Source organism: Micrococcus sp. Mcc28 (genome assembly GCF_024519775.1).
In the GTDB taxonomy this organism is placed as follows: domain Bacteria; phylum Actinomycetota; class Actinomycetes; order Actinomycetales; family Micrococcaceae; genus Micrococcus; species Micrococcus luteus.
In genome coordinates, this window is record NZ_JALJRH010000065.1 from 1 (window position 1) to 311 (window position 311).

1 protein-coding gene is annotated in these 311 nt (G+C 56.9%); it reads right to left on the bottom strand.

Annotated elements, in window-relative coordinates; translation table 11 throughout:
• The coding region (locus NR073_RS11475) for a hypothetical protein (protein WP_256748856.1) at positions 1-311 on the bottom strand (311 nt) is incomplete at both ends.

Here is a 311-nt window from a genome sequence, read left to right on the forward strand (position 1 = left end):
GGAGCTCGCCCGCATCCTCTTCTCCGCCGCTTCCCTCCTTCTTCTGGCCGCTCCCCCCCCCCCCCTCTCCCCCTCCTCTCTCTTTTTTCTTCTCTCCTCCCTTCCTCCCTCCTCCTTCTTCCTCCTTCTTCTCTCTCCCTCCTTTTCTCTCCTTTCTCTTCCCTTTCCCCCTTTCCTCCCTTCTCTCCCCTCTTTTTTTCTCCCCTTCTCTCCTCTCTTCTCTCCCCTTTCTCCCTCCTTCTTCTCTTCTCCCTTTCCCCTCCCCCCCCTTTTCTCCTTCCCTCCTTCCCCTCCTTTTTCTCTTCTTTTCC